Below are 26,387 nucleotides of genomic sequence, written 5' to 3'. Positions count from 1 at the left end.
GACCACATGGAAGTTCACTGGAACATTTTGGTACACAGGAGATTCATAGATGATTTTACGTGTTTTGGCTGTCTCGATGATTGGCTTAACCCTGGCGGGTTGCGTCAGCAGCAGTGGCCTATCCGGCGATGTTTACACAGCCTCAGAAGCCAAGCAGGTGCAAAGCGTGACCTACGGTACCATCGTACATACCCGTGCGGTCCAGATCCAAAGCGGCGATGACAGCAATGCCATCGGCGCGATTGGCGGCGCGGTACTCGGTGGCTTCCTTGGTAATACCATCGGCGGCGGTACCGGTCGTTCTCTTGCAACCGCTGCAGGCGCGGTTGCCGGTGGCGTAGCCGGTCAGGGCGTACAGGGCGCGATGAACAAAACGCAGGGCGTTGAGCTGGAAATCCGTAAAGATGACGGTAACACCATCATGGTGGTTCAGAAACAGGGTAACACCCCATTCTCCGTCGGCCAGCGCGTAGCCATTGCCGGCAGCGGCAGTCAAGTGACGGTTTCCCCGCGTTAAGCCTCTCTAATGCGGCCTTTATTGGCCGCATTAATCCCTCATAATTATTATTTAGCTCCAAATAATTTATCATACATATATCAATTTTATTGATATTTCTCCGCGACAACTTGCGTTTGCGCAATATTTTCCGTTGATTAATTCGTTAGCCTGAAGTGGTCTTTCTCATTTAGCGACCTGCACGTCGTTTTTATCCGCCCTTTTATCGCGGGAGTTTGCCTGTGCCTCTGAAACTAAACCGGTTATCACACCGCTTATTTGCTTATATTATTGCCTGCAGCCTGGCAATTATTACGATCGATTTATTATCTAATTCAGTTGTTAATCGTATCCCTACGACTTCTTCACCACTTTTCCCTTTACTGACAATAATATTAATGATTTTTCACATTACTATTTCCTGTTTTATGAGCATGAAGTATTGGTGTGATAAAAACCGGCTGTATCTGATGCCCATCGCCTTCGCTTTTGCCAGCTCTGCCCTGTTGATGCTAGGCACTCTGAGCAGCTATCCCGGCTGGCTACTGTGCAACAGCGAATATATTGTTAAACAAAATGACGCGCTGATCTTTTATTCGTTCCGCAATATTCTGATGGCCGTGTTATTTATCACTGCCATTATAATATATCGTTTTCGCCAACATCTTAACCAGGCTGCTGGCGCACATGCTATAATACTGACGGTATGCTTTCTATTCAGTGCCGCCATTCTTATTTTATCCTGGCTACACTCCAGTAATAGTCCGTTATTAAGCATCGATTTTATCGACGATATCACCAGCACTTTTACTCCGTTATGGCATAACTGGATGGGCTGGCTGCTATTTTTAGCCTGGGTATGTACGTTGATATTATTGATTATGCTAACCCGGCTACGTAATATCTTCTGGTACAGCGGCGCATTTTTCTGTGCCGCCTATATATTTACGCTAAACGTATTACTCACAGCGACAGGTAGTCAGCATATTATCGCCTGGAATCAGGCGCGCCTGTTCGAAACCTTAAGTACCTTATTTATGCTGTTCGTCCTGTTAAGCGACGTTTTTCTTCTCTATCGCGACTCTAACAACAAATACATCAATTCATATCAGAACTCTATCCGTGACCCGTTAACCGGGCTGTACAACCGCAGCTACTTTTACGACACGCTGAATGGACTATTGCCGCATACTTCAGCAGCACAACCGCTTTCCGTCATCGTCAGCGATCTCGATCACTTTAAGCGTATCAACGACAACTACGGTCATGTCCAGGGTGACAAGGTGATTCAGTTTGCCGCCAGCGTATTACAAACCTATGTCCGTCGTGAGGATATTGCCGCGCGCATCGGCGGCGAAGAGTTTGCCTTGTTGTTGGTAAATACTGATGCTGATGATGCGCTGGCGATAGCCGAGCGAATTCGCCAGATGGTCAGCGCCGGGCAGGATTCACTGCCGGAACAAATGACCATTAGTATGGGTGTCTACACGGCGACAAGCTCGCTCATTGAGGCTGAAGAGTGCGTTAAGCGCGCGGATACGGCTATGTACGCGGCGAAAAACTGTGGCCGCAATCGCGTGGTGGTCTGGCAGAATAAATAATTGAAAGGGCTCTGCAAGCGCAGAGCCCTGTTCCTGGCTAGTCTTTAGCCTGAAGATCGAGGATATTGTTTTCAAGTTTACGGATTAAGTTGAGCAGCGTTTCGACTTCCTGCTTTGATACACCTGCAAGGATTTCATCACGCGTTTTGCCGATCACGTCTTCCATTTGGTTGATCAGCGGTTCAGCCTTTTCCGTTAGCTTGATACGTTTCGCCCGGCGATCGTTTGCACAAGTCTGGCGAGAAATAAGCCCTTTCTCCTCCAGTTGATCCAGCGTGCGCACCAAAGAGGGCTGTTCAATACCAATTGCCTTGGCCAACTGGATTTGCGACTGCTCAGGAGGTAGCTGATGAATGTTATGCAGCGTGACCCAGTGCGTCTGCGTTAACTCCAGAGGTTTCAGGCGATGGTCGATCAGCGCGCGCCAAACGCGTACCAAACGTGCCAGATCAGAACCAAGTGGCGATTCCAATTTCATCTCCTTATAATTAGCTTGCTAAGTTATTATACTGCTTTTAGAATAGTGTGCAGCATTTAAATTACCAAAACAAATGAATTACTTGATTCACTAAATTCAAAACAATGATTTACAATGTGAACTAATTCATCACCAAGAACATTATCCCTGCAACGGCAAAGGATTTTTGCTTGTGAAACTGAGTCTTAACACTCCCGGATTGTCGCTACAGGACCTGGTGTTCGGCGCTTCTATCTATTTTCCCCCGTTATTTAAAGCCGTCGTGCTTGGTTTCTTTATTTGGCTAATAGTTCATCGTCAGTTGCGCGACTGGATGTACGCCGGCGAAATCTGGCATCCCCTGCTGATGGACCTTTCCCTGTTTGCGCTGGCCGTTTGCCTGGCGCTGGTTCTCCTGACTCTCTTGTGATGCTCATTTCATGAAGAAACTAAAATATCTCTCAACCTTAATTATCGCCGCCTGCGCAATCATCGCCGCCTGGCTGGTATGGAATTACTACACTCAGTCACCATGGACGCGGGATGGCAAAATTCGCGCCGAACAGGTCGGCATTACGCCTCAGGTTTCCGGCAGTATTTTGCAGTTGAATGTTAAAGACAACCAGTTGGTCAAAGCCGGCGACGTTTTGTTCCGCATTGACGATACCCCCTATCGCATTGCGGTTTTAAACGCTCAGGCGCAGTTGGCAAAAGCCAAAGCGGAACTGGCAAAAGCCAAAGCCGAGCAAACCAAGGCCGCCAGCGACGTTACTCGCCGCCGCAGTCTTTCGCAAAACTTCATCTCCGCTGAAGATATGGAAACCGTTAATACCGCTTTGAATACCGCCAATACCACTTATGAGGCGGCTAAAGCGGTGGTTGGCGTGGCGCAAGCCGCGCTGGAACATGCGCAGTGGCAGCTGACGCAAACCGAGGTCAAAGCGCCGGTTGATGGCTGGATCACTAATTTGTCAACGCGGGTCGGAGATTACGCCTCCGTCGGCCACCCGGTATTTGCGTTGGTTGATAGTCATTCTTTTTATGTCCTGGGTTATTTTGAAGAGACCAAACTGCGTCACATCCGCGAAGGCGCTAGCGCTCAGGTCGTTCTCTATAGCAGCAAACAAACGTTACAGGGTCACGTTTCCAGCATCGGCCGCGCCATCGTTGATCAGAGCGTCGAAGGCGGTTCGGCGCTGGTCGCTAATATTAAACCCAACATTCCATGGGTACGCCTCGCGCAACGCGTACCGGTACGTATTGAGTTCGATAAGCTGCCTGCGGACGTCACGCTGGTTTCAGGTACCACTTGCACCGTATCGATTGGCGGACAGTAATGAAGCTGCAGGCTCTGCGCTGGCAATCACTGCCGTGGTTTAAAGCCAGCCGTCCGCAATGGCGCTACGCGTTACGCAACGGCATTGCGATGTGTCTGGCGCTTAGCATCGCCTATGCGCTGGATCTTGATGAGCCCTACTGGGCAATGACCTCCGCCGCGGTCGTCAGCTTCCCGACCGTTGGCGGCGTTATCAGCAAGAGCTTTGGCCGTATCGCCGGCAGCCTGCTCGGCGCCTGCGCCGCCCTGCTGCTGGCCGGCCATACCCTTAACGACCCGTGGCTATTCTTGTTCAGTATCTCAGCCTGGATTGCGCTCTGTACCTGGGCCTGCGCGATGTTCACCAATAACGTCGCCTACGCTTTTCAACTGGCAGGCTATACCTGCGCAATTATCGCCTTCCCGGTTATTAATGTTGCCGACGCGAATGAACTGTGGACTATCGCTCAGTCGCGAGTTTGTGAAGTGATTGTGGGGATATTGTCCGGCGGGTTCATGATGATGATCCTGCCCAGTACCTCAGATGGCGTCACGCTGCTGACGGCACTGAAGAATATGCATTCCCGGCTATTAGAGCATGCCAGCCTGTTGTGGGTGCCGGAAACCACCGATGCGATTCGTAGCGCCCATGAAAGCGTCATCGGCCAGATCCTGACCATGAATCTGCTGCGTATCCAGGCCTTCTGGAGCCACTACCGTTTCAGACGGCAGAATCCCTTGCTGAATTATCTGCTTCATCAGCAGTTGCGAATGACCAGCGTCATCTCCAGCCTGCGAAGAATGTTATTGAACTGGCCGGATGCGCCTGGCAATACGCGAGCGGTGCTCGAAACGCTACTCAGCGAGCTCGCCAATCCGCACGCAAATGTTTATAGCGTGGCGCGGATTCTGGTACCGCTGGCCCCCGGCCCTAACGCCGACTATCGCCATCTGGCGTTCTGGAAACGGCTGCGTTATTTCTGTCGTATCTATCTCGAAAGCAGCCGCTGGATACGCCGCATCGAGAACGCCAGCGCTATCACCGAGTTTAACGTCCCTTCGGCGCCGGCGCTGTCGCGTCATACCGATCAGGCTGAAGCGTTATGGAACGGCTTACGTACCTTCTGCGCGCTGGTGGCCGTGGGCGCCTGGGGTATCAGCACCCAATGGCAGGCCTGCGCCGCCGCGCTCACCCTCGCCGCCATTAGCTGCGTACTCTACTCAATATCGCCGTCGCCATTTAAATCGCTCACCTTATTGATGCGTACCCTGGTGCTGTTGTCGCTGTTCAGCTTTGTGGTGAAGTTTGGCTTAATGGTGCAGATAACCGACCTGTGGCAGTTTTTACTGTTTCTGTTCCCGCTGCTCACCACCATGCAGTTATTGAAACTCCAGATGCCGAAGTTCGCTGGGCTATGGGGGCAGTTAATCGTCTTTATGGGATCGTTTATTTCGGTCACCAACCCTCCGGTTTATGACTTTGCCTCGTTTCTTAATGATAATCTCGGCAAAATTATCGGTGTTGGTCTGGCGTGGCTTGCCTTTGCGGTTATCAGTCCCGGCTCAGATGCGCGGAAAAGTCGCCGCCATATCCGTGCGTTACGGCGTCACTTTGTCGATCAGTTGAGCCGCCGCCCGCAGCATAGCGAGCACGAATTTGAGTCTCTGGTGTATCACCACATTAGCCAGTTGAGCAGCAGCCAGGACGCGCTGGCGCGACGTTGGCTGCTGCGCTGGGGCGTAGTGCTGCTCAACTGCTCGCATGTCGTGTGGCAACTACGTGATTGGGAGACACGTTCAGACCCCCTCTCACAAGTACGCGACTTGTGTATCAGCCTTCTTCGCGACGTCATGAGCGAACGCGGCGTCCAGCAACGTCCACTTGCCTCGACGTTGCTGGAACTGCAGCGGATTTGCGACACCCTTAATCACCATCATCAGCCGGCGGCTAAAGAGCTGGCGGCGATTATCTGGCGGTTATACTGCTCTCTATCGCAATTAGAACAAGCGCCGATTGCCGGCACCATTACCGAACGGACTACTTAATCACCCCGCAGGCAAAACGCTCGCCGCCGCCGCCCAGCGGCTGCGGGCTATCGGCCATATTATCGCCTCCGACATGCACCATCAGCGCTTTGCCCTTCACTTCCGCGAGCGTTTTCAGGCGCGGGGCAATAACCGGTTGGTTAGCCACGCCATCGTCGTTCACCACCAGCAAAGGAAGATCACCAAGATGCCCTGCCCCTAATGGCCCTTCATGTTTGCCGGTATGTTGTGGGTCGAAATGACCGCCCGCCGCGCCAGCGGCGACCGCCTTACCGTCTTTTATCGCCGGTTGGCAGCTCCCTTCTGCATGGATATGAAAGCCGTGTTTGCCCGGCGGAAGCGCGCGTAAATCAGGCGTAAACTCAAGACCCCTGTCGGTTTCAGTGATTTTAACGCTGCCGACGGCCTGGCCAACGCTCTGGCTGGTGACAAGATTAAGGGAGACATCTTCACTGGCGGCCTGAGCGCCAGCGCAAAATGCGAGAGTGAAAATAGCGAGTAAACATCGTTGCATAACACCTCCGGATTAGCCGTATCCCTGATAAGTGTAAACCAGGTAGCGGCATCCGGAGGCGTAATCTGGCTTACGGGACGTCGTAACCCAGCGCCGCTTTACGAATGCGGAACCACTGCTGGCGCGTCATATGCAGTTTTTCCGCCACAATAGCTGAGCGCACGCGCTCGATTTTACCCGAGCCAATAATCGGCAGCGGTTTCGACGGCAGGCGCAACACCCAGGCGTAAACCACCTGTTCAATGCTTTCTGCGTTAAGCTCCTGGGCGATTTGCGCCAGCTCGTCGCGCAGCGGCTGGAAGCTTTCGTCGTTGAACAGGCGTCCGCCGCCGAGGCACGACCAGGCCATCGGACGGATACGCAACTGCTGGAGTTGATCGAGGGTGCCGTCCAGCAGCAGCGGCTGATGTACCGGCGAGAGCTCGACCTGGTTAGTGGCCAGGGTGAAAGGCAGGCGCGATTGTAAAAGTGTAAACTGCGCCGGCGTAAAGTTAGATACCCCAAAGTGGCGCACTTTCCCACTATGATGTAACGCGAGGAACGCCTCAGCGACCTCATCGGCATCCATCAGCGGATCCGGGCGGTGAATCAGCAGTAAATCGAGATGATCGGTCGCCAGATTACGCAGGGATTGCTCGGCGCTGAGAATAATATGGTCGCGATCAGTAATATAGTGGCCAATAGTATTTTCCGCGCGCGCCTTGGTCGCAATACCGCATTTGCTGACGATTTCCATACGCTTACGCAGGTGCGGGGCGCGTTTAAGCGCTTCGCCAAACGCGGCTTCACACTGATAATCGCCGTAGATATCGGCGTGGTCGACGGTCGTAACCCCCAGATCCAGGTGCTGCTCAATAAAGCCAACCAAAGCGTCGGTGGACATCTTCCAGTCCATGAGACGCCAGTAGCCCATTACAAAACGTGAAAATTCCGGCCCCTGCGGAGCCATAGCAATACGCTGAACCATAAACGCTTCCTCGACAAAAAAGTGTTCTGAGTATACGCATATTTGTCGTCAAAACAGTGAGGGTTGCTGCGGTTCTTCCGCCGGCTCCTGCTTAGTCGCGCGAATTTTACGCAGTAAACGCTGGCGGCACAGACGCAGAACCTCCTGCTTTTGCGCGTCGGTCAGCTTTTGCCAGTTAAAGCGCTCATCCCGGCTACGAAAACAGCCGCGGCAATACCCGCGTTCGTCGGACTGACATATTCCCCGGCACGGACTTTGTACCGGGAAAAACTCCAACTGCTCTGCCACCACCGCTCTCCTGTATTTTCTCTCTGTCTCTCATTGAAGACGTTCCACCGCCAGTGCGCAACTTTTGTTGTCTTCGTATTCGCGCTAACGATCATTTTGCTTGCATTAGACCAATCGGTCTACTACAGTGTGCTCCATGAACAGACACAGCGAATGCGATACCCGAGAACACATCCTCATCACCGGCGAGCAACTATGCATGCATCGTGGTTTTACCGGCATGGGCTTAAGTGAACTTCTGAAAACGGCGGAAGTGCCGAAAGGCTCTTTCTATCACTACTTTCGCTCAAAAGAAGCCTTCGGCGTCGCGCTGCTTGAACATCACTACACCGGCTATCTGCAGCGCCTGGTTGATCACTTTGACCATGGCGAAGGCAACTACCGCGACCGACTGCTGGCCTACTATCAGCACACGCTGAATCAGTTTTGCCAACAGGGCATCATCAGCGGTTGCTTAACCGTGAAGCTGTCGGCGGAGGTGTGCGACCTGTCGGAAGATATGCGTACCGCCATGGATAAAGGCGCCAGCCAGATTATCGCCCTATTGGGCGAAGCGCTGGAAAAGGGCCGTCTGGAGGGTAGCCTGTTGTTTGAGGGGGAAGCTATCACCCTTTCACAGGTGCTGTACTCGTTGTGGTTGGGAGCCAATTTACAGGCCAAAATTACGCGTAGCGCAACGCCGCTGGAAAGCGCCCTTGCTCACGCCAAACAAATCATTGCAGCGCCTGCGGTTTAACAGGCGTTTTATTTAACCAGTTACAAGACGACCGGTCTACTCAGGAGTCATTATGTCAGAATCTAAATTGTTCAGCCCGTTAAAAGTCGGTGCGGTGACCGTACCTAACCGCGTATTTATGGCTCCGCTGACCCGTCTGCGCAGCATCGAACCAGGTGACATCCCTACTCCGCTGATGGCTGAGTACTATCGTCAGCGCGCCAGCTCCGGCCTGATTATCACCGAAGCGACGCAAATTTCCGCCCAGGCGAAAGGCTATGCCGGCGCGCCGGGCCTGCATAGCGCAGAGCAAATGGCCGCATGGCAAAAAATCACTGCTGGCGTTCATGCTGAAAACGGTCATATCGCCGTGCAACTGTGGCACACCGGGCGTATTTCCCATAACAGCCTGCAGCCGGGAGGCGCGGCGCCGGTTGCGCCATCGGCGCTGAGCGCAGGTACGCGTACTTCGCTGCGTGATGAAAACGGTCATGCCATTCGCGTCGATACGTCGATGCCGCGTGCGCTGGAAACAGACGAAATCCCAGGGATCGTGGATGATTTCCGTCAGGCGGTAGGCAATGCCCGCGATGTCGGCTTCGATCTGGTAGAGCTGCACTCCGCGCATGGCTATCTGCTGCACCAGTTCCTGTCGCCTTCTTCTAACCAGCGTACCGACCAGTACGGCGGCAGCGTCGAGAATCGCGCCCGCCTGGTGCTGGAAGTGGTCGATGCCGTCAGTAAAGAGTGGAGCGCCGATCGTATCGGCATTCGCGTGTCGCCAATCGGTAGTTTCCAGAACGTCGATAACGGCCCGAACGAAGAAGCCGATGCGCTCTATCTTATTGAGCAGCTGGCAAAACGCGGTATCGCTTATCTGCACATGTCCGAACCAGACTGGGCCGGCGGCCAGCCGTACAGCGACGAATTCCGTCAGAAAGTTCGCGATCGCTTCCCGGGCGCGATTATCGGCGCTGGCGCCTATACGGTGGAGAAAGCCAATGACCTTATCAATAAAGGACTGATCGATGCCGTGGCCTTTGGCCGCGATTACATCGCTAACCCGGATCTGGTGGCGCGTCTGCAGAAGAAAGCGGCGCTTAACCCGCAGCGCCCGGAAAGCTTCTACGGCGGCGGCGCGGAAGGTTATACCGATTATCCAACCCTGTAATCCCTCCATTGATAGCGGCGTACCAACGCCGCTATACTCAAGACTCTGATGTATCAAAACAAACTGCATAGGGGAAATTATGCGCTTACTTCACACCATGCTGCGCGTTGGCGACCTGCAACGTTCTATTGAGTTTTACACCAACGTGCTGGGCATGAAGCTGCTGCGTACCAGCGAAAACCCTGAATATAAATACTCGCTGGCTTTCGTCGGCTACGGCGAAGAGAGCGATACCGCGGTTATCGAACTGACCTATAACTGGGGCGTGGATAGCTACGAACTCGGTACCGCCTATGGCCATATTGCGCTGAGCGTCGACAACGCGGCGCAAGCGTGCGAGCGTATTCGCCAGAATGGCGGCAACGTCACTCGCGAAGCTGGCCCGGTTAAAGGCGGCAGCACGGTTATCGCCTTTGTTGAAGATCCGGACGGCTACAAAATTGAGCTGATCGAAGAGAAAGATGCCGGAAAAGGTCTCGGCAACTAAGTTAATTCGGGCGCGTTCGCGCCCGATGTTTTCTCCCTTCCTGCTGCAAGCCGCGGCAAAATTTGCCATAATGCGCGCTACTTTTTTCCAGCTAAGAGAATCTGATGTCCGAGAACGCTCAACTTAATGGTCTGTGCGGCCGTTTTCGCGGTTTTTATCCTGTGGTAATTGATGTTGAAACCGCCGGGTTTAATGCCAAAACCGACGCCCTGCTGGAGATCGCCGCTATTACGTTGAAGATGGATGAGCAGGGCTGGCTGATGCCGGACGAAACGCTGCATTTTCACGTGGCTCCCTTCGAAGGGGCCAACCTGCAGCCGGAAGCGCTGGCTTTCAATGGAATTAACCCAAACGATCCGGAGCGCGGCGCGATAAGTGAATACGATGCGCTGCACGCCATTTTTAAAATGGTTCGCAAAGGAATGAAAGAGAGCGATTGTAGCCGCGCGATTATGGTGGCGCATAACGCGACTTTCGATCACAGCTTTACGATGGCCGCCGCCGAGCGCGCCGGGTTGAAACGCAACCCGTTCCATCCTTTCGTGACCTTCGATACCGCCGCGTTGAGCGGGTTGGCCTTAGGGCAAACGGTATTGTCTAAAGCCTGCATCGCCGCCGGCATGGAGTTTGATGGCAGCAAGGCCCATTCTGCGTTGTACGATACCGAGCAAACCGCCCAGCTATTCTGCGAAATCGTCAACCGCTGGAAGCGCCTTGGCGGCTGGCCGTTACCTGTACCTGAAGCGTAAGCGATAAAAAAAGCGACTTCCGGAGAAGTCGCTTTTTCTTTTGCAGCAAAGAATTACTCTGCTTTCGGCTCGTCAGCGTTGTGCTTTGCAGCCGTTTCTTTGATCAGCTGCTGCAGTTCGCCGCGCTGATACATTTCGATGATGATGTCGCAACCGCCAACCAGTTCACCGTCAACCCACAGCTGCGGGAAGGTCGGCCAGTTAGCGTATTTCGGCAGTTCAGCGCGGATATCCGGGTTCTGCAGGATATCAACGTAGGCAAAACGTTCGCCGCAAGCAGAAAGCGCCTGCACTGCCTGAGCGGAGAAACCGCAGCTCGGCAGCTTCGGAGAGCCTTTCATGTACAGCAGGATCGGGTTTTCAGCGATTTGACGTTGGATCGTTTCTAGAGTGGTGCTCATTGTCGTGCTTCCTTAAACATCTTTACGGCAGTAATTTGTCATTGTAGCGTCCTGGACGCAGGACCGATAATAACATTTTTTTCACTCGCCACATTTTATCTTCTGTCGTCTGAAGTTGCCTTAAAAATATCACTTTATGACGTCAGTGCGGGACGAATTGCGCACTTTCTGTACGAGGCGGCGATTGTCTGACTCATTTTTTTGCAATCGTTAACCAAACGACATTTTAGATACAAAAGAGTATTAACTTTCTGGCTTTTTATGCTTTAGAATCATTCCGGTTTGTCATTCACCGTCAGGCATTAGTATATGTCTGTAATTTAATCAGGGGATTGCTCAGTGGCGCGGCTCAATAAAATCGCGATATCGCTCTGTGCATTACTGTTTACATCTATCTCGCTTACGCCATTGGCGCATGCTTCAGGGCATACGCACGCTTCGGCTACGCCGAAGGCGCACCCGGCGAAAGGCTCCACCGCCGAGCGTAAGAAGAAAGCAACGCAAAATAAATCCAAATCCACCGCTAAAACTACCCGTAAAAAAACCTCAAGCGCGAAGTCCCCTACTCGTACTACCGCAGCAAGCCAAACCGCGCTTAATCGTCAAGTCGCCGGCGCCACTAAAAAATGCGTGTTGCGTAAAGGCTATAAAAAGCAGTGTGCGAAAACGGTAAAATCCAGCGAAGCATCGACGCTGGCGTTGAACAGCGTGAAAAGCAAATGCGTGGTGCGTAAAGGCTACAAAAAACGTTGTAAACCTGTCGCTGATGAACCGAATCTGACGATTGCCGATGCGCACAAAGCCCGAGTGCAAAAAGCGCAAAGCACTGCCATGAATAAACTCATGGATCAGCTAGGCAAACCTTATCGCTGGGGAGGCTCCTCACCGCGTACCGGTTTCGACTGCAGCGGGCTGGTTTATTACGCCTATAAAGATCTGGTAAAAATTCATATTCCGCGCACCGCTAACGAAATGTACCACCTGCGCGATGCCCGCCCGGTTGACCGCGATGAACTGCAAAGCGGCGATCTGGTCTTCTTCCGCACCCGCGGACGCGGCACCGCCGACCACGTAGGCGTTTACGTTGGAAACGGTAAGTTTATCCAGTCGCCGCGTACCGGCCGTGATATTCAGATAACCTCCCTGAGCGAAGATTATTGGGTTCGCCACTACGTCGGCGCGCGCCGCGTAATGACGCCAAAAACCATTCGTTAAGAGGCGCAGACCCCGGTTTGCCGCTGCGCCGGCAAACCGCTCTTCTGTACATTCCCCTCCTCTTCCAGATTCAGCGGATACTGCATTCGCTCCTCCAGTTGCGCGGGATGACGGCGATAACTGGTCGGCGACATACCAAAATGACGACGGAAAGTACGGCAAAATGTCGCCTGGCCTTCAAACCCGAGCAGCAATGAGATACTCAACGCCGAATCCTGCGTCTGTTTGAGAATACCGGCGGCAATGGTCATTTTGCGTCGGCTAACATATGTTCCCAGCGTATAACCGGTAATCAGCGCGAACTGGCGCTGAAAGTACCAGTGCGAATAACCCGATTTCCTTGAGATTGCGGTGACGGGTAGCGCGGTAAAAATGTTGTCTTCGATCCACTCGATGATATCTATGACGATCGGAATAATATGTCCGCTGACCATTTCATGTTTATGCGCCATCTCTTCTCATCCATCAATTATGAGCTTTATGCTTGTTCAATAAGGATTTCTTACTCCGAGGTCCGTTGCCTGCAGAGACAATTATATTTGTCATACAATTAAAATTAATCCTAATGATTATTGGGCATGAAAGTCATTCCCATTACGCATAATGCTCGCAAGCTAATGTTTTATATCGATCTAAAAAGATAACAGGTGATGAAGATACGCAGCGTTTTAGTCGTAGGCAGGAGCGTCGATGGGGAATTTGCGAATCATATCGCTCGCCATGCGCCAGACTGGCGAAGGCTTAATCAGTCGCGTTAGCAATAAATAACCTTTGTTGTTGTAAGTCTTTTAACTGACTTCAGCAAATGTTAACATTCTCAACACAATAACATGTAACACTCGCGACAGCGTTACACAGTAAATACGATATTCAGGTGAACATTCACCTAATTAATGTGAGAAAAACAAAAAGTTATAAGGAGAGTAGCAATGTCGTTCGAATTACCTGCATTACCATATGCAAAAGACGCCCTGGCGCCGCACATTTCCGCAGAAACCCTGGAATACCATTACGGTAAACATCACCAGGCCTACGTGACCAACCTCAACAACCTGATCAAAGGCACCGCTTTTGAAGGCAAATCTCTGGAAGAGATCGTTCGCTCTTCTGAAGGCGGCGTTTTCAATAACGCAGCGCAGGTCTGGAACCACACTTTCTACTGGAACTGCCTGGCGCCGAACGCCGGCGGTGAGCCGGAAGGCGAACTGGCCGCAGCGATTAACAAATCTTTCGGTAGCTTCGCTGATTTTAAAGCGAAATTCACCGATGCCGCGGCGAAAAACTTCGGCGCAGGCTGGACCTGGCTTGTTAAAAACGCTGACGGCAGCCTGGCTATCGTCTCCACCAGCAACGCCGGCACTCCGCTGACTACCGATGCGACGCCGCTGTTGACCGTTGATGTCTGGGAACACGCCTACTACATCGACTACCGCAATGCCCGTCCTAATTATCTGGAACACTTCTGGGCGCTGGTAAACTGGAAATTTGTTGCCGCCAACCTGGCAGCATAAAAATAAAACCGCAGCAGGGTTACCCCGCTGCGGTTTTTTCTTAGTGCGACTTAGTTATTCGCTAACGCTTCTTCTGGTTGTGAACGCCCGCCAAACAGCACCACCGCTAATGCCAGCCCGGCAATAATCGCCCCCATCACCGGCACAAAAGCATAACCGAGGCCGCCGGATATCACCGCGCCGCCCGCCGCCGCGCCCAACGCATTACCGAGATTGAAAGCGCCAATGTTAACCGACGATGACAGGCCCGGCGCTTCGTGCGCCACGCGCATTACGCGCATCTGCAGCGGCGGAACCACCGCAAAGGTTGCCGCGCCCCACACGACCATGCTGACGGCAGCACCCAACTGCGATTGTGCCAGCAGCGGAATGGCCAACATGATGGCAATCAGTAACAACAGGAACCCTTTCAACGTTCCGGAGACTGAACGGTCGGCAAACTTACCGCCCAGATAGTTGCCAAGCGAGAAACCGACGCCGATTAATACCAGCATGGCGGTAACAAACAGCGGTGAAGCGTTGGTAATGGTATGCAGTACCGGAGAAATGTAGGTATACAGCGTGAACATCGCCCCGGCGCCCAGCACGGTGGTTAACAGCGCAGAGAGTACCTGAGGACGCATCAACACTGAAAGCTCGCGCTTCACGTTCGGACGTTCGCCGGCGCTACCCTTCGGCAGGGAGAACCACAGGCTGACCATCGCAATTAATCCCAGACCCGCCGTGGCGAGGAAAGACATTCGCCAACCGATGGTTTCGCCAAGCCAGGTGGCAGCCGGTACGCCGCCGATATTGGCAATGGTCAGCCCCATAAACATGGTCGCGACCGCACTGGCCTGTTTGTGTTTTGGCACCACGCTTGCGGCAACGACCGAGCCAAGGCCGAAGAACGCGCCATGATTGAGGCTGGTGATAATACGCGACAGCAGTAGCGTCGTGTAATCCGGCGCAATAGAAGAGAGCACGTTGCCGAGGGTGAAGATCCCCATCAGGAAGATCAATGCATTGCGGCGAGCGCGATGCGATAGCAGCAACGTCATTAACGGCGCGCCGACCATCACGCCAATGGCATAGGCGCTAATCAGCATCCCCGCGGCCGGAATAGAAACATCGACGCCTTTGGCGATAACCGGCAGTAATCCCATCGGGGAAAACTCGGTGGTACCGATACCAAAGGCACCGATCGCCAACGCGAGTAAGGGAAAGTTGATTTTCATTCAGAGACTCCATCAGGCCGATTCAGGACACGGCATTACATCAGAAGCCAAAAGCATGACATCAATCACAGAAAAACAGAAGTAAACGAAATGACAAAAGATTTTTGCAGATTTGCTAATAATGGCGGGATGGGAGGGGAAGCCCCCTCCCTGCTGGAATCAGTGCAGTACCGCGGTCAACGCGGCGGCGACGATCAGACCCAAAACAATAACCGTCGTTGTCAGCGAAAACTTTAAATTTGTGTCCATCAATTTTCTCCCCTGATTATCCCCACATAGAAAGTGAGCTTGCTCATTTTTGCACAAAAATATGCAAAAATCTTCCCGGATTTAGAGTGATGCACATTTTTGCTCTTCCCCTTTGCCGCGAGATAGGACAAAATCCCACGCTAATTTGAAAGCGTATCGGCCATTGACCCCTTCCTGTCGTTCTGTGTCGTTTTCCCAGGTGTTGCAATGTTGAGCATTGTATACAGGGTGTGTATAGGCAAACGTTTACGTATCGATAATCAGACGATCAGGTCAAGGTCTGGAGTGAGAAGTAATGGCAACTATTAAAGATGTAGCGAAACGCGCAAACGTTTCCACTACAACTGTATCACATGTGATTAACAAAACCCGTTTCGTGGCGGAAGAGACGCGCAATGCGGTGTGGGCGGCAATTAAAGAACTCCACTATTCGCCAAGCGCCGTGGCTCGCAGCCTGAAAGTCAATCACACCAAATCGATCGGTCTGCTGGCCACCAGCAGCGAAGCGGCCTATTTCGCTGAAATTATCGAATCCGTAGAAAAGAGCTGCTTCCAGAAAGGCTATACCCTGATTCTGGGCAACGCCTGGAACGATCCGGAAAAACAGCGCGCCTACTTGTCGATGATGGCGCAAAAGCGCGTTGACGGCCTGCTGGTGATGTGTTCCGAGTACCCTGAGTCGGTGCTCAGTATGCTCGAAGAGTATCGTCATATTCCGATGGTGGTGATGGACTGGGGCGAAGCCAAAGCGGACTTTACCGACTCGGTTATTGATAATGCCTTTGAAGGCGGCTATATCGCCGGCCGTTACCTGATTGAACGCGGCCATCGTGAAATTGGCGTTATTCCGGGCCCGCTTGAGCGCAACACCGGCGCCGGGCGCCTTGCCGGCTTCATGCAGGCGATGAAAGAAGCGCATATCAATGTGCCGGAAAACTGGATTGTTCAGGGCGACTTTGAACCGGAATCCGGCTACCGCGCCATGCAGCAGATCCTTAATCAGCAGCATCGCCCAACCGCCGTGTTCTGCGGCGGCGACATCATGGCGATGGGCGCTATCTGCGCCGCCGACGAAATGGGCCTGCGCGTGCCGCAGGACATTTCGCTGATCGGCTATGATAATGTGCGCAACGCCCGCTACTTCAGCCCGGCGCTGACCACAATACATCAACCCAAGGACTCACTCGGAGAAGCGGCATTCAATATGCTGCTCGATCGCATTGTTAATAAACGCGAAGAGTCGCAGTCCATCGAGGTGCATCCACGTCTTATCGAGCGCCGCTCGGTTGCCGACGGCCCGTTCGTCGATTATCGTCGTTAACACCCTCCTCCGGCGCCGGTTATTCCGGCGCCCGCAACCACTCCCGATTCAACGTTTCGCTGTCGCCAAGATAGTCAAGCAGCCAGCTTAAAGCGGGTGAAGCATCGCTTTGTTGCCAGGTCAGGCAGCAGGCGGCATCCGGGAATGGGTTTTCCAGCGTCAAGGCCGTCCACTCCCCGCTATCGATATGCGGGCGGGCGAAATGGCCTGGCACCATCCCGACGCACAATCCTGCCGATAGACAGGTGGCTGAAGATTCCCAATCCGGCACCACCACCCGCTTCTGGTTATCAAGCAGCCAGGTTGTGCGCTTCGGCAGCGAGCGCGAGGTATCTTCGCGCACCAGGGACGGCCAGTTGCGCAACACGTCATCACTGAGCGGCCCTTCCATCTGCGCCAGCGGATGACTGCTGGCGACGACACAGTGCCAGTTCAGCATCCCCATATCGCGAAAAGCGTAACGCCCTCCCACCGGTATCGAACGCGTCGCGCCGATAGCGAGTTCTACCCGCCCATCGGCTAACGCATCCCAGACGCCGTTGAAAACTTCCTGAAAAACGATTAGTTCGACATCGCTAAAATGGCGATAAAAATCAACGATCATCTGGCGCATCCGCGCCGGTTTAACGATATCGTCCACCGCAATGGACAGCTGGCCGCGCCAGCCGTTAGCAATTTGCTGGCACTGCTGGCGGGTGATCTGCATTTTTTTGATAACAGAACGCCCTTCCTGCAAAAACCAGTGCCCGGCGGGGGTCAATTCAACATCACGATGGCGACGTTCAAAAAGCGGAACCGCCAGCCACTCCTCCAGCTGTCGCACCGTATAGCTCACCGCCGAAGGTACGCGGTGTAGCTCCTGCGCCGCGGCGCTGAAACTCCCGTTACGCGCCACAGCATCAACCACTTCTAAGGAATATTCAGACCACATATTCTGCCTGCAAAATTTTTGAATGCATGTGACAAATAATAGCGTTTCACAAGGCGGATTACACTCCCTACACTCTGCGGCATCATACCTGCATCAGTAGAAAGAGAACGTTATGCAACAACCTGGGAAAGGATTTTTAGTGTGGCTGGGCGGCCTGAGCGTGCTTGGCTTTCTGGCCACCGACATGTATCTACCGGCCTTTGCCGCCATTCAGCAAGACCTCAACACCTCTGCCGCATCGGTTAGCGCCAGCTTGAGCTTATTCCTCGCGGGCTTCGCGATCGGCCAGCTGTTCTGGGGGCCGCTGTCGGACCGCTATGGTCGGAAACCGATTCTGCTCGCCGGGCTGGCTATCTTCGCTCTTGGCTGTCTTGGGATGCTGTGGGTACGCGATGCGACGCTGATGCTGGTACTGCGTTTTGTCCAGGCGATTGGCGTATGCGCCGCCGCGGTGACCTGGCAGGCGATGGTGACCGACTACTATCCGGCCCAGCGCACCAACCGCATTTTCGCGACGATCATGCCGCTGGTCGGGCTCTCTCCGGCGCTGGCGCCGTTACTCGGCAGCTGGCTGTTAGTCCATCTGGAATGGCAGGCTATCTTCGCCACCCTGTTCGCTATCACCATACTGTTGATGCTGCCGGCTTTTCGTCTGAAGGCGGTCGTCAAACCTGCTGGCGAAACCCAGCAGAAAATTACCTTTATGTCCCTGCTGCGTTCACGTGAATATAGCGGTAACGTGCTCATTTATGCGGCGTGTTCCGCCAGCTTCTTCGCCTGGCTCACCGGTTCGCCATTTATCCTCCATGAAATGGGCTATGGTCCGACGGTGATTGGCCTTAGCTACGTGCCGCAAACTATCGCCTTCCTGATTGGCGGTTACGGCTGCCGCGCGGCGCTGCAAAAATGGCAGGGTCATCAGATGCTGCCCTGGCTGCTGGTTGTTTTTGCGCTGAGCGTAGCCGCGACCTGGCTTGCCGGAATACAGGATCATCCGTCGCTGGTTGCGTTAATGGTTCCGTTTTGCATCATGGCGATTGTGAATGGCGGGATTTACCCTATCGTCGTCGCCCAGGCGCTGAAACCTTTTCCACAGGCAACCGGGCGCGCCGCCGCCCTGCAGAATACGCTGCAGCTTGGCCTCTGTTTCCTGGCAAGCCTGCTGGTCTCAAGCCTTATCGCCACTCCGCTTCTGACCACCACCAGCGTGATGCTGATTTCCATCGTCCTGGCAGGCATCGGTTTCTGGATGCAGCAACGACGCGTGCAGTTAGTGAACGAATCGTCTCACGCTTGATGATTTTTTAAAGGATCTCCCGGACCAGTAATTAGCCTGCTAATATATTTTTATTGAAAGGCGGTTTTTAGCGGCCTATACTGGATCCGGCATCACATAAATAGAAAGTTTTTTAGATATTAACGGGGGCAGGAAGCAGCCCGTTTCACCATGGAAGGCCTTTCGGCAAGGGTTATCTCCCTTCCTCTGTTCTACGTCGGATAGCACCCTCACGATTTTTTCGTGAGATTTCTCACAAAGCCAAAAAAGCGTCTACGCTGTTTTAAGGTTCTGATCACTTGGGCGTGATGGAGAAGCTATGAGTTCATCGTGTATAGAAGAAGTAAGTGTACCAAACGATGATTGGTACCGGATTGCAGCTGAATTATTGGGCCGTGCCGGAATTGAGATCAATGGTTCCGCACCCTCCGATATCCGGGTAAAAAACCCGCTCTTTTTTAAACGCGTGTTACAAGAAGGGTCTCTCGGATTAGGCGAAAGCTATATGGACGGCTGGTGGGAATGCGAACGCCTGGATATATTCTTTCACAAGGTATTGCGCGCCGGGCTGGATAAGCAACTCCCCCACCACTTCAAAGATACGCTACGTATCGCTGGCGCTCGCCTGTTTAATCTGCAAAGCAAAAAACGCGCCTGGATTGTTGGTAAAGAACACTACGATTTAGGCAACGACCTTTTCCACCGCATGCTCGATCCCTATATGCAATATTCCTGCGGATACTGGAAAGAGGCCGAAAATCTGGAACAGGCGCAGCAGGATAAATTAGATCTTATCTGTCGCAAACTGCAGCTTGAGCCAGGAATGAAAGTGCTGGATATCGGTTGCGGTTGGGGCGGACTGGCCTATTACATGGCCAAAAACTATAACGTCAGTGTGACGGGCGTGACCATTTCGGCCGAACAACAAAAAATGGCACAGGAGCGCTGTGCAGGATTAGATGTCAATATTCTGCTGCAGGACTATCGCGATCTTCACGAAAGTTTTGACCGAATCGTCTCCGTCGGGATGTTCGAGCACGTTGGGCCTAAAAATTACGCCACTTATTTTGAAGTTGTCGATCGTAATTTAAAACCAAACGGTCGTTTTCTGCTACACACCATTGGTTCAAAGATTACCGATCACAACGTCGACCCGTGGATTAATAAATATATATTCCCTAACGGTTGCCTGCCGTCGGTACGCCATATCGCCGATGCCAGCGAGAAGCATTTTGTGATGGAAGATTGGCATAACTTTGGTGCCGATTATGACACCACCTTGATGGCCTGGTACGAGCGTTTTCTTGCCAGTTGGCCGGATATTGCCGATAACTATTCAGATCGTTTCAAACGCATGTTTACCTATTATCTGAATGCCTGCGCGGGTGCTTTCCGCGCCCGCGACATTCAGCTCTGGCAAGTCGTCTTCTCGCGCGGTGTTGAACATGGCCTGCGCGTAGCCCGCTAGACTCGCTAAAAAAAGCCCCCGCAGAAATACATTTCTACGGGGGCTTTTTTATTATTCTTCCGCGCTTTTTTGCGCCGCTTCTTTTGCCGCCAGCACGCGTTCCACGGTATCCACCACCGCCTGAGTCTGCGGATCGATTTCGATATTTACTTTATCGCCGAGTTTTTTCACCCCAAGCGTGGTGCGCTGCAGCGTTTCCGGAATCAGGTGCACACAGAAACGAGTCGGGGTCACTTCACCAACCGTCAGGCTAATACCGTCCACGCCAATGAACCCTTTATACAGGATATATTTCATCAGCGCCGGGTCCTGTACCTTAAACCAAATCTGGCGATTGTTTTCCGAGGTGAGGATTTTAACGACTTCGGCGGTGGTCATAATATGGCCGGACATCAAATGGCCGCCGATTTCATCACTGAATTTCGCTGCTCGCTCGACGTTGACCATATCGCCTTCATGGATAGCGCCAAGATTAGTGATACGCAGCGTCTCTTTCATCAAGTCAAAGCTGATTCGCGGGCCGTCAATTTCGGTAACGGTCAGGCAACAGCCATTGTGCGCCACCGAAGCACCGGTCTCCAGGCCATCGAGCATATGCGCCGGCAGCTCCACCACGTGGGTGCGGAAATTCGGTTTCTCATCGATGGACACCACTTTCGCAGTCCCCTGTACAATACCAGTAAACATACTTTGCTCCTGTTGAGAATCGTGACGGTATCATTACCGTTATATATACGCGGAACAATAACAGTTGGCCAAACAGGTTGCCAGCGCGCATCGTGCCCCCACCATTTTTTCACTGGCTTAATGGCTAATCCTCGCTACAATAGACTGGAAATTCCTCCTGTTTTTTCTTCTTGCTGCCATTTAAGGCGGCTTTTTTAGTCTCAAAATAACAACAATATAAAGGTGTTCACGTGCAGAAGTACTTTATAGAAGCGCGTCAGTTATTAGCATTGGCTATCCCGGTCATTCTGGCGCAGGTCGCCCAGACGGCGATGGGCTTTGTCGATACGGTGATGGCCGGCGGCTACAGCGCAACCGATATGGCCGCCGTGGCTATCGGCACCTCGATCTGGCTACCTGCCATCCTGTTTGGCCACGGTCTGCTGCTGGCGCTAACGCCGGTTATCGCCCAACTTAATGGCTCCGGTCGCCGCGATCGTATCGCCCAGCAGGTACGCCAGGGCTTTTGGCTGGCGGGCTTTGTCTCCGTACTGGTGATGGTGGTGCTGTGGAACGCAGGCTATATCATCAGCTCGATGCACAACATCGACCCACAGCTTGCCGACAAAGCGGTGGGGTATCTGCGTGCGCTGCTATGGGGCGCGCCAGGCTATCTGTTCTTCCAGGTCGCGCGTAACCAGTGCGAAGGGCTGGCAAAAACTAAGCCCGGTATGGTGATGGGTTTTATCGGCCTGCTGGTCAACATTCCAGTGAACTACATTTTTATCTATGGTCATTTCGGTATGCCGGAACTTGGCGGCATCGGCTGCGGGGTCGCGACCGCCTCGGTCTACTGGGTCATGTTTGCCAGCATGCTGACCTGGGTGCGCCGCGCGCGCTCAATGCGCGATATCCGCTGCGCTGAGCGTTTCAGTAAACCTGATTTTTCGGTATTAAAACGGCTGGTACAGCTGGGGTTGCCAATCGCGCTGGCGCTGTTTTTTGAAGTCACGCTGTTCGCGGTTGTGGCGCTGCTGGTTTCGCCATTGGGGATTATCGATGTCGCAGGGCATCAAATCGCCCTTAACTTCAGTTCGCTGATGTTCGTTCTTCCGCTCTCGCTGGCGGCGGCGGTAACAATACGCGTTGGTTTTCGTCTCGGCCAGGGCTCGACGCTGGATGCACAGACCTCCGCGCGTACCGGGGTCGGCGTGGGCGTCTGCATGGCAATGATCACCGCGATTTTCACGATCCTGATGCGTAAGCAGATTGCCCTGCTGTACAACGATAACCCCGAGGTGGTGCTACTGGCCTCACAACTGATGCTGCTGGCGGCGATTTATCAGATTTCCGACTCCATTCAGGTGATCGGCAGCGGTATTCTGCGCGGTTATAAAGATACGCGGTCGATCTTCTTTATTACCTTCACCGCTTACTGGGTACTTGGCCTGCCAAGCGGTTATCTGCTGGCGCTGACGGATATTGTGGTGCCGCGGATGGGGCCTGCGGGCTTCTGGTGCGGCTTTATCATCGGCCTGACCTCCGCTGCCATCATGATGATGCTGCGCATGCGCTTCCTGCAACGTCAGCCGTCAAGCGTGATCCTGCAGCGCGCCGCGCGCTAACCAGAAACGCTAAAGAAAAGGGCAAGCCGTTAAAACGGTTTGCCCTTTAATAGCGCTACTTCGCAAGCCATTTGCGCTGCGGCGGCGTATAGCGATGGAATGCGGTTAAAATCTCCTGTACATCATCGCTAAAAGTCAGCATCTCAGCATAGCGGCGATGCATAAACCCTTCGGCGGCCATTTTTTCCGCCATCGCCTGCAGCGGGTTGTAATAGCCGTTCACGTTCAGGAAAGCACAGGGCTTTTCATGAATACCGAGCTGCGCCCAGGTCCACTGTTCAAAAATCTCTTCCAGCGTTCCGGCTCCACCCGGCATGGCAATGAAGCCGTCCGCCAGCAGCGACATTTTGTTTTTGCGCTCATGCATATTCTCAACGACATGCAGCTCGCTTAATCCGCTATGCGCAATCTCACGCTCCACCAGCCCGCGCGGCATCACGCCAATGACCCGCCCGCCGTGTTCTAATGCAGCATCTGCCACGGCGCCCATAAGTCCTACTTTACCGCCGCCATACACAAGCTCCACCCCGGCTTGCGCCAGCGCCTTGCCAACCTGTTGCGCGTAAACCTGATAAATCGGGTTTTCCCCGGTAGAAGAACCACAAAAAATGCCAATTGCTTTCATTACTGCGCTCCGTCGTTTATTTGCCGCACACTCTAGCATAAAGTCGGTGAGCGTCTCCCCTGCCAATCCGGGCAGAAAAATGCAACGGAGCAGGACATTGTTGAAGAAATATCCTTTATCATCAGTAAAATATGGGCGATATGGATAAAAGTTCTGCAAACGCGTCTATTCTGCAAGAAAAGTGACGTTTGCCTCTTGCCACACGGCCTCCCTGCCGTTAATATGCGTCCCCGTTGTCACCACAACATTGCGTTCATAGCTCAGTTGGTTAGAGCACCACCTTGACATGGTGGGGGTCGTTGGTTCGAGTCCAATTGAACGCACCATTCGCGTTTATAGCTCAGTTGGTTAGAGCACCACCTTGACATGGTGGGGGTCGTTGGTTCGAGTCCAATTAAACGCACCATATGCGTCCGTAGCTCAGTTGGTTAGAGCACCACCTTGACATGGTGGGGGTCGGTGGTTCGAGTCCACTCGGACGCACCATTTCAATCATTATTGATTTGGTGCGCACTTCTCTTCTTTCCTCTTGCTTTTATCTATAACGACATCAGTCGCTGTACCTGAATACTCTCCAGTTTCCCCTCCAGAATCGCCAGAAAATCGTCATGATACGGCATCGCAACGTGCTGTTTTAGATCGTCTTCCGAGCGCCAACGCTCAATAAACACAAATGAGATCTTTCCTTGCCGGGAAAGCTGCCTGACATCAGGGATCTCCCGGCTTTCGTGCAGGTCATATTGCAGGCACCCTGCTTCTCTGTGCGTCGGCGGCACCATGGCTAATGCCGCATTTCTGATGGTGTCGATATATTCAGGATGGGGGGTCAGCGTGGCAACAATTTTGACTTCACTCATAAGGCTTCCTCTGGCTCACCGCGTTCCCCTGGAGGCTATATCTATCCAGGGCGTGAATTATTCAGCGTAGTGGTGAAGCCAGCATTACGCCAGAGTCCGCGTCAGCGCCCTTTCTCATACACCGTCATGGTAAAGACGACGGGTAACTCGCTAACATTACAATATTCATGTGGCACATCGGTACGTGCTACCGCAGAACACCCTTCAGCCACCTGATATGGGTCATTATTCACCGTCAGGGTGAGTTCTCCCTCGGTCACGTATAGCAGTTCCCAGGTATCGGCCGGATGCCCCGGCGAACGGAACGATTCGCCAGGCAACATCCGCCACTGCCAGAGTTCAAGCATATCCGGTCCGCTGGTGCCGGCCAGCAGCCTGGCACTGCCGCCCTGCTCGCCGCGCCATAATACCGGAATCGCATCACGGTCGATAAGATGAACCATCGGCTCACTGGCAACGTTGACAAACTCCGCCACCGACACCCCCATCGCCGCAGCGATTTTGCACAACAGCGCGATACTGGGATTCGCCCTACACCCTTCGATATCCACCAGCATCCCTTTACTGACGCCGGCGCGACGGGAAAGCTCGTCGAGAGAGATCTTCTTTTCGCGTCGAAACTGCTTAATACGCCGCGATACCGCCTCATTAATGCGGCTTAGATCGTTGCTGTTATCGGTCGTTATATTGACTTTATCATTCATCGGTCGATATTATGCTCTAAATCAGTCATTACAGGATTATGCAATGTCTCACCCATTACCGTCAATTAGCCCACAGTTAGCCGGGATCGCTCCTGGGTTTCGGGCGCTGAGTATTACCGTCAACGCTGCGCCGCTAAGTGATGCTTCTATCGGTGAAGCCGCGCTGGCGTCAGCCTGTCAGGCAGTATTAGCCGGAGAGCCCGCATGGGCGGAGGACCATCTCGCGGCATGGTCTACGGTATTCAAAGCGTTTGGCGCTAAACCGAAACGTACGCCCTGTTCCGCAGAGGCGTTGCGTAAACGCGTACTTCGCGATGGCGCCATGCCGGCAATTGACCCGGTCGTTGACCTCTACAATGCCGTCAGTCTGCGGTATGCCATTCCCGTCGGCGGCGAGAACATCGCCGCCTATTGCGGCGCGCCGCGTCTGGTCATCGCCGACGGCTCTGAGCCCTTTGATACGATGAAGGAAGGCTTAGCCGCCGTTGAATCACCGGAACCGGGAGAAGTCATTTGGCGTGACGATCGCGGTGTGACCTGCCGCCGCTGGAACTGGCGACAGGGAGTTCGTACCCGCCTGAGCGCTCGCGATCGACAGATGTGGTTTATTCTGGAAAGCCTGCCAGAGATGCCGCTCGAAGCGCTGCATGAGGCCGGCCGCATGCTTACCGGGGGGCTGGAGCAGATGATGCCCGGCTTGAGCCACCAGTCCACGCTAATCAGCCTATAAAGTCAGACACAGGAGCAGGTAATGTCACTATTTTTAACCAGTTTTATCTTTGAGAAGAAAGAGTACGACGATGACTTTTATCAACTGGACGGCGAGATCGAGCGCTATACCCAGTCGCTGGAGGGATTTATCGGTATGGAGAGCTATCATGATGCCGCCAGCGGCCGAATCATCAACAACTACTACTGGCGCGACCGACAGTCTATGGAAATGATGATGAACCATCTGCAACACCAGCAGGCCAAAGCTCAGGGGCAACGCTGGATCGCCGGGTATCAAACCATCGTTGCCGAGATTGAGGGCAGCCACAATATGAACCTGCCCCATCCACTTGCGGAGTATCCACTACGCTACCAATCAAAACATCAGTGATTTTGAACAAGATAGGCAAATTGTTTCGATTTTAAACAATCATCATTGGTTCTATTCTTATCACATCGGAGCAACAGCGCTCCTCGCCAAACAAAATCTTTAAGGAATATGACCATGAAATCCATCAAAACTTTTGCTGCAGTTACCGTGCTGTCCCTGATGTCATTCGGTGCTTTCGCCCAGAGCGTGACGGCAACCGCTTCAACCCTCGACCGTGCGGAAGCGAAAATTGCCGCCCAGGCTGCGGAGCAAGGCGCGTCTTATAAAATTACCAGCGCCCAGTTCAATAACCGCGTCTATATGACTGCCGAACTGAGCAAATAATAGTGCGAGTGTGACGCGCCAGGCTTTATCTCTGGCGCGCCGCGCTGCTTTTCAGCGAAGACAGTGTCGTTGTCCTCTCCACCGATGCT

General features: G+C 53.2%; 31 protein-coding genes and 3 tRNA genes. 21 read left to right on the top strand and 13 right to left on the bottom strand.

Going from position 1 to position 26,387, the window contains the following annotated elements; genetic code table 11:
* Positions 1–49 precede the first annotated feature (49 nt).
* The gene (gene slyB / locus EAE_RS18190; protein WP_015366865.1) at positions 50–517 is read left to right on the top strand and encodes an outer membrane lipoprotein SlyB; all 468 of its coding nucleotides are present in this window, start codon (positions 50–52) and stop codon (positions 515–517) included.
* Between the two features lie 221 nt (positions 518–738).
* Positions 739–2,097 carry a sensor domain-containing diguanylate cyclase gene (locus EAE_RS18185; RefSeq protein WP_047079351.1) on the top strand — a complete coding sequence of 453 codons (1,359 nt, stop codon included), beginning with the start codon at positions 739–741 and terminating at the stop codon, positions 2,095–2,097.
* Between the two features lie 37 nt (positions 2,098–2,134).
* On the opposite strand, the gene slyA is transcribed toward EAE_RS18185, so the two are convergent.
* Positions 2,135–2,575: a transcriptional regulator SlyA gene (slyA, locus tag EAE_RS18180; protein ID WP_020078997.1), complete on the bottom strand. Its 441-nt coding sequence runs from the start codon at positions 2,573–2,575 to the stop codon at positions 2,135–2,137.
* Positions 2,576–2,747: 172 nt separating this feature from the next.
* On the opposite strand from slyA, the gene EAE_RS18175 reads away from it, so the two are divergent.
* Genes EAE_RS18175 through EAE_RS18165 form a run of 3 tightly spaced genes read left to right on the top strand, consistent with a single transcriptional unit; the run spans position 2,748 to position 5,915 of the window.
* Entirely contained in the window at positions 2,748–2,984 is a 237-nt protein-coding gene (locus tag EAE_RS18175; protein ID WP_015366868.1) for a DUF1656 domain-containing protein, read from the top strand.
* A gap of 10 nt (positions 2,985–2,994) precedes the next feature.
* The gene (locus EAE_RS18170; protein ID WP_015705225.1) at positions 2,995–3,891 is read left to right on the top strand and encodes an efflux RND transporter periplasmic adaptor subunit; all 897 of its coding nucleotides are present in this window, start codon (positions 2,995–2,997) and stop codon (positions 3,889–3,891) included.
* Complete coding sequence (locus tag EAE_RS18165; protein WP_015705224.1) at positions 3,891–5,915, top strand: FUSC family protein; 2,025 nt, start codon at positions 3,891–3,893, stop codon at positions 5,913–5,915. Before EAE_RS18170 ends, EAE_RS18165 begins: the two co-directional genes overlap by 1 nt.
* Here the strand turns inward: EAE_RS18165 and sodC are convergent.
* The 3 genes from sodC to EAE_RS18150 form a co-directional block, all read right to left on the bottom strand.
* A complete protein-coding gene (gene sodC, locus EAE_RS18160) occupies positions 5,908–6,429 on the bottom strand; it encodes a superoxide dismutase [Cu-Zn] SodC (protein ID WP_015366871.1) in 522 nt (173 codons plus the stop codon). The genes EAE_RS18165 and sodC overlap by 8 nt on opposite strands.
* Before the next feature lie 70 nt (positions 6,430–6,499).
* Complete coding sequence (locus tag EAE_RS18155) at positions 6,500–7,396, bottom strand: aldo/keto reductase (RefSeq protein ID WP_015366872.1); 897 nt, start codon at positions 7,394–7,396, stop codon at positions 6,500–6,502.
* A gap of 48 nt (positions 7,397–7,444) precedes the next feature.
* On the bottom strand, positions 7,445–7,687 hold the full coding sequence (locus EAE_RS18150; RefSeq protein ID WP_161798795.1) for a DUF1289 domain-containing protein: 243 nt from the start codon (positions 7,685–7,687) through the stop codon (positions 7,445–7,447).
* A 133-nt stretch (positions 7,688–7,820) separates the two neighbouring features.
* Between EAE_RS18150 and EAE_RS18145 the strand changes: the two genes are divergently transcribed.
* The 4 genes from EAE_RS18145 to rnt all read left to right on the top strand — a co-directional run bounded on the left by EAE_RS18145 (position 7,821) and on the right by rnt (position 10,806).
* Positions 7,821–8,420: a TetR/AcrR family transcriptional regulator gene (locus tag EAE_RS18145; RefSeq protein ID WP_015705222.1), complete on the top strand. Its 600-nt coding sequence runs from the start codon at positions 7,821–7,823 to the stop codon at positions 8,418–8,420.
* Between the two features lie 52 nt (positions 8,421–8,472).
* Positions 8,473–9,570 carry an alkene reductase gene (gene nemA / locus EAE_RS18140; RefSeq protein ID WP_015366875.1) on the top strand — a complete coding sequence of 366 codons (1,098 nt, stop codon included), beginning with the start codon at positions 8,473–8,475 and terminating at the stop codon, positions 9,568–9,570.
* A gap of 79 nt (positions 9,571–9,649) precedes the next feature.
* Positions 9,650–10,057, top strand: a complete 408-nt coding sequence (gene gloA / locus EAE_RS18135; protein WP_015705221.1) for a lactoylglutathione lyase — start codon at positions 9,650–9,652, stop codon at positions 10,055–10,057.
* A 104-nt stretch (positions 10,058–10,161) separates the two neighbouring features.
* Positions 10,162–10,806, top strand: a complete 645-nt coding sequence (gene rnt, locus EAE_RS18130) for a ribonuclease T (RefSeq protein ID WP_015366877.1) — start codon at positions 10,162–10,164, stop codon at positions 10,804–10,806.
* 53 nt (positions 10,807–10,859) lie between these two features.
* On the opposite strand, the gene EAE_RS18125 is transcribed toward rnt, so the two are convergent.
* Positions 10,860–11,207 carry a Grx4 family monothiol glutaredoxin gene (locus EAE_RS18125; protein WP_015366878.1) on the bottom strand — a complete coding sequence of 116 codons (348 nt, stop codon included), beginning with the start codon at positions 11,205–11,207 and terminating at the stop codon, positions 10,860–10,862.
* Positions 11,208–11,546: 339 nt separating this feature from the next.
* Between EAE_RS18125 and EAE_RS18120 the strand changes: the two genes are divergently transcribed.
* Positions 11,547–12,422, top strand: a complete 876-nt coding sequence (locus EAE_RS18120) for a C40 family peptidase (RefSeq protein ID WP_015705220.1) — start codon at positions 11,547–11,549, stop codon at positions 12,420–12,422.
* On the opposite strand, the gene EAE_RS18115 is transcribed toward EAE_RS18120, so the two are convergent.
* On the bottom strand, positions 12,419–12,874 hold the full coding sequence (locus tag EAE_RS18115; protein ID WP_015366880.1) for a helix-turn-helix domain-containing protein: 456 nt from the start codon (positions 12,872–12,874) through the stop codon (positions 12,419–12,421). The genes EAE_RS18120 and EAE_RS18115 overlap by 4 nt on opposite strands.
* A 477-nt stretch (positions 12,875–13,351) precedes the next feature.
* On the opposite strand from EAE_RS18115, the gene sodB reads away from it, so the two are divergent.
* Positions 13,352–13,933: a superoxide dismutase [Fe] gene (sodB, locus tag EAE_RS18110; RefSeq protein WP_015366881.1), complete on the top strand. Its 582-nt coding sequence runs from the start codon at positions 13,352–13,354 to the stop codon at positions 13,931–13,933.
* 50 nt (positions 13,934–13,983) lie between these two features.
* Here the strand turns inward: sodB and EAE_RS18105 are convergent, their stop codons facing one another.
* Complete coding sequence (locus EAE_RS18105) at positions 13,984–15,150, bottom strand: MFS transporter (protein ID WP_015366882.1); 1,167 nt, start codon at positions 15,148–15,150, stop codon at positions 13,984–13,986.
* 159 nt (positions 15,151–15,309) lie between these two features.
* Positions 15,310–15,399 carry a cytochrome bd-I oxidase subunit CydH gene (gene cydH, locus EAE_RS18100; RefSeq protein ID WP_032705726.1) on the bottom strand — a complete coding sequence of 30 codons (90 nt, stop codon included), beginning with the start codon at positions 15,397–15,399 and terminating at the stop codon, positions 15,310–15,312.
* A gap of 295 nt (positions 15,400–15,694) precedes the next feature.
* Between cydH and purR the strand changes: the two genes are divergently transcribed.
* Positions 15,695–16,720 (top strand): HTH-type transcriptional repressor PurR, encoded by a 1,026-nt coding sequence (gene purR, locus EAE_RS18095; RefSeq protein WP_015366884.1) that lies wholly within the window; start codon positions 15,695–15,697, stop codon positions 16,718–16,720.
* Between the two features lie 19 nt (positions 16,721–16,739).
* On the opposite strand, the gene punR is transcribed toward purR, so the two are convergent.
* Positions 16,740–17,651 carry a DNA-binding transcriptional activator PunR gene (gene punR / locus EAE_RS18090; RefSeq protein WP_015366885.1) on the bottom strand — a complete coding sequence of 304 codons (912 nt, stop codon included), beginning with the start codon at positions 17,649–17,651 and terminating at the stop codon, positions 16,740–16,742.
* A 112-nt stretch (positions 17,652–17,763) separates the two neighbouring features.
* Here punR and punC point away from each other — a divergent pair, with 112 nt between their 5' ends.
* Positions 17,764–18,948, top strand: coding sequence for a purine nucleoside transporter PunC (gene punC / locus EAE_RS18085; RefSeq protein ID WP_032705725.1), 1,185 nt, complete (start codon positions 17,764–17,766; stop codon positions 18,946–18,948).
* 298 nt (positions 18,949–19,246) lie between these two features.
* Positions 19,247–20,395 (top strand): cyclopropane fatty acyl phospholipid synthase, encoded by a 1,149-nt coding sequence (gene cfa / locus EAE_RS18080; RefSeq protein WP_015705219.1) that lies wholly within the window; start codon positions 19,247–19,249, stop codon positions 20,393–20,395.
* A 51-nt stretch (positions 20,396–20,446) separates the two neighbouring features.
* Here the strand turns inward: cfa and EAE_RS18075 are convergent, their stop codons facing one another.
* Complete coding sequence (locus tag EAE_RS18075; protein WP_015366888.1) at positions 20,447–21,082, bottom strand: riboflavin synthase; 636 nt, start codon at positions 21,080–21,082, stop codon at positions 20,447–20,449.
* Positions 21,083–21,312: 230 nt separating this feature from the next.
* Here EAE_RS18075 and mdtK point away from each other — a divergent pair, with 230 nt between their 5' ends.
* Entirely contained in the window at positions 21,313–22,686 is a 1,374-nt protein-coding gene (gene mdtK / locus EAE_RS18070) for an MdtK family multidrug efflux MATE transporter (RefSeq protein ID WP_015366890.1), read from the top strand.
* Positions 22,687–22,741: 55 nt separating this feature from the next.
* Here mdtK and EAE_RS18065 read toward each other — a convergent pair whose 3' ends face one another.
* Complete coding sequence (locus tag EAE_RS18065) at positions 22,742–23,311, bottom strand: LOG family protein (protein WP_015366891.1); 570 nt, start codon at positions 23,309–23,311, stop codon at positions 22,742–22,744.
* A gap of 249 nt (positions 23,312–23,560) precedes the next feature.
* Here EAE_RS18065 and EAE_RS18060 point away from each other — a divergent pair.
* From EAE_RS18060 to EAE_RS18050, 3 genes are all read left to right on the top strand, one after another.
* Positions 23,561–23,637, top strand: a tRNA-Val gene (locus EAE_RS18060).
* Between the two features lie 3 nt (positions 23,638–23,640).
* A tRNA-Val gene (locus tag EAE_RS18055) sits at positions 23,641–23,717 on the top strand.
* A gap of 3 nt (positions 23,718–23,720) precedes the next feature.
* Positions 23,721–23,797: transfer RNA gene (locus EAE_RS18050), tRNA-Val, on the top strand.
* A 53-nt stretch (positions 23,798–23,850) separates the two neighbouring features.
* On the opposite strand, the gene EAE_RS18045 is transcribed toward EAE_RS18050, so the two are convergent.
* Together EAE_RS18045 and EAE_RS18040 are read right to left on the bottom strand one after the other, a co-directional pair.
* Positions 23,851–24,168 (bottom strand): putative quinol monooxygenase, encoded by a 318-nt coding sequence (locus EAE_RS18045; protein ID WP_015705218.1) that lies wholly within the window; start codon positions 24,166–24,168, stop codon positions 23,851–23,853.
* A gap of 101 nt (positions 24,169–24,269) precedes the next feature.
* Positions 24,270–24,872 (bottom strand): cupin domain-containing protein, encoded by a 603-nt coding sequence (locus EAE_RS18040; RefSeq protein ID WP_015705217.1) that lies wholly within the window; start codon positions 24,870–24,872, stop codon positions 24,270–24,272.
* Between the two features lie 43 nt (positions 24,873–24,915).
* Here EAE_RS18040 and EAE_RS18035 point away from each other — a divergent pair, with 43 nt between their 5' ends.
* The 3 genes from EAE_RS18035 to EAE_RS18025 all read left to right on the top strand — a co-directional run bounded on the left by EAE_RS18035 (position 24,916) and on the right by EAE_RS18025 (position 26,298).
* Positions 24,916–25,602 (top strand): B3/B4 domain-containing protein, encoded by a 687-nt coding sequence (locus EAE_RS18035; protein WP_015366894.1) that lies wholly within the window; start codon positions 24,916–24,918, stop codon positions 25,600–25,602.
* A 21-nt stretch (positions 25,603–25,623) separates the two neighbouring features.
* Positions 25,624–25,974: an antibiotic biosynthesis monooxygenase family protein gene (locus EAE_RS18030; RefSeq protein WP_015366895.1), complete on the top strand. Its 351-nt coding sequence runs from the start codon at positions 25,624–25,626 to the stop codon at positions 25,972–25,974.
* 114 nt (positions 25,975–26,088) lie between these two features.
* Positions 26,089–26,298, top strand: a complete 210-nt coding sequence (locus EAE_RS18025; RefSeq protein ID WP_015366896.1) for a YdgH/BhsA/McbA-like domain containing protein — start codon at positions 26,089–26,091, stop codon at positions 26,296–26,298.
* Positions 26,299–26,387: the final 89 nt, after the last annotated feature.

The organism is Klebsiella aerogenes KCTC 2190, assembly GCF_000215745.1.
Classification (GTDB): Bacteria; Pseudomonadota; Gammaproteobacteria; order Enterobacterales; family Enterobacteriaceae; genus Klebsiella; species Klebsiella aerogenes.
Note: the sequence above shows the minus strand (reverse complement) of the source record. Positions and strands in the feature narration are given on the sequence as shown.

Coding starts and splice junctions, on each gene's coding strand:
- rnt (WP_015366877.1), top strand. CDS start 10,162: ATGTCCGAGAACGCTCAACTTAATGGTCTGTGCGGCCGTTTTCGCGGT.
- EAE_RS18105 (WP_015366882.1), bottom strand. CDS start 15,150: ATGAAAATCAACTTTCCCTTACTCGCGTTGGCGATCGGTGCCTTTGGT.
- gloA (WP_015705221.1), top strand. CDS start 9,650: ATGCGCTTACTTCACACCATGCTGCGCGTTGGCGACCTGCAACGTTCT.
- cydH (WP_032705726.1), bottom strand. CDS start 15,399: ATGGACACAAATTTAAAGTTTTCGCTGACAACGACGGTTATTGTTTTG.
- punC (WP_032705725.1), top strand. CDS start 17,764: ATGCAACAACCTGGGAAAGGATTTTTAGTGTGGCTGGGCGGCCTGAGC.
- slyA (WP_020078997.1), bottom strand. CDS start 2,575: ATGAAATTGGAATCGCCACTTGGTTCTGATCTGGCACGTTTGGTACGC.
- sodB (WP_015366881.1), top strand. CDS start 13,352: ATGTCGTTCGAATTACCTGCATTACCATATGCAAAAGACGCCCTGGCG.
- purR (WP_015366884.1), top strand. CDS start 15,695: ATGGCAACTATTAAAGATGTAGCGAAACGCGCAAACGTTTCCACTACA.
- EAE_RS18170 (WP_015705225.1), top strand. CDS start 2,995: ATGAAGAAACTAAAATATCTCTCAACCTTAATTATCGCCGCCTGCGCA.
- punR (WP_015366885.1), bottom strand. CDS start 17,651: ATGTGGTCTGAATATTCCTTAGAAGTGGTTGATGCTGTGGCGCGTAAC.
- EAE_RS18155 (WP_015366872.1), bottom strand. CDS start 7,396: ATGGTTCAGCGTATTGCTATGGCTCCGCAGGGGCCGGAATTTTCACGT.
- EAE_RS18145 (WP_015705222.1), top strand. CDS start 7,821: ATGAACAGACACAGCGAATGCGATACCCGAGAACACATCCTCATCACC.
- EAE_RS18025 (WP_015366896.1), top strand. CDS start 26,089: ATGAAATCCATCAAAACTTTTGCTGCAGTTACCGTGCTGTCCCTGATG.
- EAE_RS18115 (WP_015366880.1), bottom strand. CDS start 12,874: ATGGCGCATAAACATGAAATGGTCAGCGGACATATTATTCCGATCGTC.
- EAE_RS18040 (WP_015705217.1), bottom strand. CDS start 24,872: ATGAATGATAAAGTCAATATAACGACCGATAACAGCAACGATCTAAGC.
- EAE_RS18030 (WP_015366895.1), top strand. CDS start 25,624: ATGTCACTATTTTTAACCAGTTTTATCTTTGAGAAGAAAGAGTACGAC.
- EAE_RS18075 (WP_015366888.1), bottom strand. CDS start 21,082: ATGTTTACTGGTATTGTACAGGGGACTGCGAAAGTGGTGTCCATCGAT.
- EAE_RS18125 (WP_015366878.1), bottom strand. CDS start 11,207: ATGAGCACCACTCTAGAAACGATCCAACGTCAAATCGCTGAAAACCCG.
- EAE_RS18165 (WP_015705224.1), top strand. CDS start 3,891: ATGAAGCTGCAGGCTCTGCGCTGGCAATCACTGCCGTGGTTTAAAGCC.
- cfa (WP_015705219.1), top strand. CDS start 19,247: ATGAGTTCATCGTGTATAGAAGAAGTAAGTGTACCAAACGATGATTGG.
- EAE_RS18035 (WP_015366894.1), top strand. CDS start 24,916: ATGTCTCACCCATTACCGTCAATTAGCCCACAGTTAGCCGGGATCGCT.
- EAE_RS18045 (WP_015705218.1), bottom strand. CDS start 24,168: ATGAGTGAAGTCAAAATTGTTGCCACGCTGACCCCCCATCCTGAATAT.
- EAE_RS18065 (WP_015366891.1), bottom strand. CDS start 23,311: ATGAAAGCAATTGGCATTTTTTGTGGTTCTTCTACCGGGGAAAACCCG.
- slyB (WP_015366865.1), top strand. CDS start 50: ATGATTTTACGTGTTTTGGCTGTCTCGATGATTGGCTTAACCCTGGCG.
- nemA (WP_015366875.1), top strand. CDS start 8,473: ATGTCAGAATCTAAATTGTTCAGCCCGTTAAAAGTCGGTGCGGTGACC.
- sodC (WP_015366871.1), bottom strand. CDS start 6,429: ATGCAACGATGTTTACTCGCTATTTTCACTCTCGCATTTTGCGCTGGC.